This window comes from Mycobacterium sp. (genome assembly GCF_035570115.1).
Classification (GTDB): Bacteria; Actinomycetota; Actinomycetes; order Mycobacteriales; family Mycobacteriaceae; genus Mycobacterium.
This window is the reverse complement of sequence record NZ_DATMLH010000312.1, coordinates 1-3,971: the sequence shown is the minus strand read 5'-3', so window position 1 is coordinate 3,971 and position 3,971 is coordinate 1. Positions and strand designations below refer to the sequence as shown.

Sequence of the window (3,971 nt, the reverse complement as noted above, 5' to 3'; positions counted from 1 at the left end):
CGACCGCGACCGGATGCTGGCGGAACTGAGCGCGTTGGGTCACCAACTCGACGTACTGATCCTGTGTACCGGGTTCGGGATGATCGGTCCATATCTCGATCACGACCCCGAGCGGTTGATCAGCATGGTGCGCACCAATGTCGAGGGCACCATGGCGCTCGTCCGAGCCCTGACACCGCCGATGGTCAGCCGTGGACGCGGGTCGGTGCTTCTGGTCTCCTCGATGGCCGGCAACCAGCCGATGCCTTACTTCGCGCCGTACTCCGCCACGAAGGCGGCTGTCACCTCGCTGGGCGAATCTCTGCACTACGAACTCAAGCCGGCCGGGGTCGGTGTGTCGGTGCTCGCTCCGGCCAGCGTCGCCACCGAGTTCGCGGAGGTGGCCGATGCGCCAGGCCAGGCTGATCGTCAGCCCGCATTCATGACCGCAACCGCCGAAGACTGTGCGAAAGCGGGTATCAGCGCCCTGCGCGCCGGCAAGCGAAAGGTGGTTCCCCTTCCGCAGGCTGCGGCCTTCGCCTGGGTCAGTGCCCACCTGCCTCGCCGAATCTGGTTTCGGATCTGCCGCACGATGATGGGCTAAGCGATGCAGCCGCGAGGCGTTCAGCGCACGAGCGGAGCACCGCGGGTCGCCGGTGCGGCCGCCGGTTGCGGGAGCGGCGTCTTCGGCAACCGGATGACCGCGACCAGCACACCAACGCCTCCGACGGTGCAGACAGCCCACATCGCGAGGTACCAGAACGAGCGAAATTCCGGGCCGAAAAACAGTGTGAGGGCCAGGAACCAGAAGGTGATCATCCCGAGGTAGGCCCACCACACAATTGGGGCGGTTCCGGCGCTGCTGCGGCGCCGCATCAGGATGCCGACGTACATCAACGGCAGGGCGGTGTTTGCGGCGGAGAAGTAGGCGATCGCGATGGGGTCACCCATCGAGTGGTTGAGGAAATTCCAGACGATGACCGCTGCGGCAGCCCCGGCCACCATCAGCGCCGCGAACTGGCGCGGAGTCGATGACGGCAGCAGCTCCGTCCTGCCGTATTGGATCGCCTGCACGATGTAGGCGACCTCGAACGTGACGGTGAACACCAATGCGACCCAGAATAATTCGACATACCAGTGGTGATACGTGTGGAACCAGGTGTCGTATCGAGCCACGAACGAGCCATCGCCGGCGAACCAGAACAGGGTGCAGAAGATCGGGATCGAGTACACCTTCTCGCGCCGCGCGATCACGAGGGAAACGAAGAACCAGGTGTAGTTGCATAGCATCGCCAGCGCGCACAGGGCCAAGATCCAGACCATGTGGTTGTCAATGGCGGTCAGGGTCTGTCGTCCGTCGTACATCAGCGGGATCCCAGCGAGTCGAGGATGGCCTGTGAACGATCGCTTACGTCTGCCTCAGTCGGCGATGGCGCTATCCCTCGCGCCCATGGATTGCGCACGCCGAGGCTGACGACGTAGGCGAGCACGACGGCAAACAAAGCGGTTCCGATTGCGCCGATGGCAATGTAGGCGGTGTTCGTGGTTCCGCTGTGCAGCGCCACCGCCAGTGGCAGCGAGGTCATCGCGTGGGAACCGGCCATCACCATGGGGACCGCAGGGACGATCAGCCACTGCCGGCCCCGGGGCAAGAGGCGTTGCAGCGCACAGAACGCGCCGGCGATTGCCACCATGAAGGACACGTAGGTGAATGGCGTCAGGACCGGAACATCCCCCAGCTTGAACGCCTGCGGGCCGTAGTAGATCCAGGTGGGTCCGCCAACGCTGGTGACGAGCATTTCGAAGAAGATGGCGAAGCTCAGGAAGCCCGACCATTCAAGCCAGAATCGGCGCGCCGACACTCCCGTGTGAGCACGACGAATCATCAGGTACCCGTAGATGGGCAGATACCAGAAGTACAGGATTCCAATGAAGGCCGGGATGCTGTGCCCGAATGTGGTGATCCAGCCGATCTGGCCGCGCTCGGTGTAGTACACGTGCACCAGGTTGTCGCCCAGCGCTTCGTACGGAATGGCCAGGCCGGCGCCGAGCAACAACCAGAGGTGCACCAGGTCTCGACGCCGGACGGACGCGTATATCGCATAACCCAGGCTGAGCACGGCCATCACGGTCATCGCCACGATCAGCACGGTCTGGGCCGTTTGGGGCATCGGTACGTCGGATGGTACTGGGATGTCGGAATCCATAGCGCTATCTCCCGAGCCTCTAGAGAGTGAACGCTCACTACCGTAGCATCGTGGAATGGGGACGAACAAGGCTCCGGCTGCATTAACGAAGCGGCGCCCGCGGCGAAGCTCCGCCGAGGTGCGCTCGCGCATCCAGTCCGCCGCCGTCGCGTTGTTCGCCGAGCGGGGCTACGGGAACGCCACCACCCGCGAGATCGCACGTCGGGCCGAAGTGGCCGAACCGGTGATCTTTCGCATCTACCCCACCAAGCAGGCATTGTTCGACGCCGCGGTGCTCGAACCATTCGACGACTTCATCTCCGAATACACGGCTCGTTGGCTGGCGGCTCCCACGCCGGGCGGCAAACCCGAAGAGGTGTTGCAACAGTTTGTCGAAGACCTTCACGACCTGGTCCGCCAGAACCGTCAACTCGTCGCGGCGCTGGCCTCGTCGGGATCGTTGACAGCCCGCACTCAACCGGTATTGGCAAAGCTGGAGAAGATGGGCACGGTCATCGCCGAGACCCACGGCTTGGTGTTCGATCCGAAACTGTCGGTACGCATCGCTGCGGTGATGGTGGCGGCGGTGACGATGCTGGAAGACGAGCTGTTCGACGGTGCTGGGAATCGCCTTGTGGCGGAGATGGTCCGGATGCTGGTCGGCGCCGCCCGCTATATCCCCAGCTCGAACGGGTGCACGTAGAGCACGGTCGCGACGTCTGGATCTGGGCGCAGAAATATTTGATAGATAACTATCACTTAGCGTATGATGTGACGATGCCCACACGCGAGCGTCCCCTGCGCACCGACGCGGTGCGCAATGCGGCGCGCATCATCGCCTCCGCGCAGCGGGTATTTGCCAGCGCCGGTCCGCAAGCGGCGATGGAGGATATCGCTGCCGAAGCCGGCGTCGGCGTGGCCACGGTGTATCGGCGCTTTCCCACCAAGGACGCGTTGTTGCGGGTGGTGCTCGATCGTCGTTTCGACGAGGTGGTGGGTGCCGCACTGGAGAGCGCACAGTACGAAGTCGATGTCCGCGACGCACTGCGCGCCGCCCTGCGGGGCGCGGTGTCGTTTATCGCCGGCGACCCCAACACGATGGCCGCAGCGATGAGCAGCGGGTTGATGACGATGGATCTGGCTCACCGATTTTTTGAGCCCCTCACCGCGATCGTGCGGCGTGGGCAAGACGACGGCGTGTTCCGCGACGACCTCGCTCCCGAAGACGTGCCGCGGATCGTGCTGATGCTGGTGGGCACGCTTCCCTCGTTCGAGGCGGGATCCGATGGATGGCATCGCTACCTGGACCTGATCATCGACATGCTCACCGCCAATCGCAGCCGACTTTCGCCGATCAGCCCGGTACGTGACCACCAGCCGCCGCCCGTTCTGGGCCTACCGCGTGAGCCATCTGGAAAGTGAGGTAGCTGATGGATCATCAACATGGCAGCACCCAATTGCTGGACTACCGACCGACACCCCCCGAACCGAGCTGGCCTGCGCTGCAACGATTGTGGGCCGACGATGTCGACGCCGCCACCGACGCGCTGAGCCAGGCATACAGCGCCGTCACCGTCCTGCCCGATCCGGGCACCAAGGCTTTGCGCATGGCGGTGGCCACCTGCAAGCTGCCCAACCTGACTCTGGGTAGCTTGGAGATTTCGACTTCGACGGTGCGCTCGTCGCGCTATCCGCTCATCGCGGTGTGCCTGCCGATCAATGGACAGATTCTGATCACGAGCAACAGCGGCAGCGCGCGTGTGGCCGATGGATCGGCGGCCGTGGTTTCGCCGGGCAACCCGGTGG

The 3,971-nt window shown here is 64.0% G+C and carries 6 protein-coding genes; 4 read left to right on the top strand and 2 right to left on the bottom strand.

The annotated features are described in order from the left end of the window. Window positions 1-583, top strand: a 583-nt coding sequence (locus VNW74_RS29330) for an SDR family NAD(P)-dependent oxidoreductase (RefSeq protein ID WP_325683447.1), incomplete at its 5' end; no start/stop codon positions are given. Between the two features lie 20 nt (window positions 584-603). On the opposite strand, the gene VNW74_RS29325 is transcribed toward VNW74_RS29330, so the two are convergent. Continuing rightward, window positions 604-1,344 carry a hypothetical protein gene (locus VNW74_RS29325; RefSeq protein WP_325683445.1) on the bottom strand — a complete coding sequence of 247 codons (741 nt, stop codon included), beginning with the start codon at window positions 1,342-1,344 and terminating at the stop codon, window positions 604-606. Beyond that, complete coding sequence (locus VNW74_RS29320; protein WP_325683443.1) at window positions 1,344-2,186, bottom strand: hypothetical protein; 843 nt, start codon at window positions 2,184-2,186, stop codon at window positions 1,344-1,346. The genes VNW74_RS29325 and VNW74_RS29320 overlap by 1 nt, the downstream gene beginning before the upstream one ends. A 55-nt stretch (window positions 2,187-2,241) precedes the next feature. Between VNW74_RS29320 and VNW74_RS29315 the strand changes: the two genes are divergently transcribed. The 3 genes from VNW74_RS29315 to VNW74_RS29305 all read left to right on the top strand — a co-directional run. Beyond that, window positions 2,242-2,868, top strand: a complete 627-nt coding sequence (locus VNW74_RS29315) for a TetR/AcrR family transcriptional regulator (protein ID WP_325683441.1) — start codon at window positions 2,242-2,244, stop codon at window positions 2,866-2,868. 74 nt (window positions 2,869-2,942) lie between these two features. Beyond that, a complete protein-coding gene (locus tag VNW74_RS29310; RefSeq protein WP_325683439.1) occupies window positions 2,943-3,587 on the top strand; it encodes a TetR/AcrR family transcriptional regulator in 645 nt (214 codons plus the stop codon). Between the two features lie 8 nt (window positions 3,588-3,595). After that, window positions 3,596-3,971, top strand: a 376-nt coding sequence (locus VNW74_RS29305; protein ID WP_325683437.1) for a hypothetical protein, incomplete at its 3' end; no start/stop codon positions are given.

Bases quoted from the DNA above. Each gene is read 5' to 3' on its own strand.
- VNW74_RS29310 (WP_325683439.1), top strand. From the start codon at position 2,943: ATGCCCACACGCGAGCGTCCCCTGCGCACCGACGCGGTGCGCAATGCG.
- VNW74_RS29315 (WP_325683441.1), top strand. From the start codon at position 2,242: ATGGGGACGAACAAGGCTCCGGCTGCATTAACGAAGCGGCGCCCGCGG.
- VNW74_RS29325 (WP_325683445.1), bottom strand. From the start codon at position 1,344: ATGTACGACGGACGACAGACCCTGACCGCCATTGACAACCACATGGTC.
- VNW74_RS29320 (WP_325683443.1), bottom strand. From the start codon at position 2,186: ATGGATTCCGACATCCCAGTACCATCCGACGTACCGATGCCCCAAACG.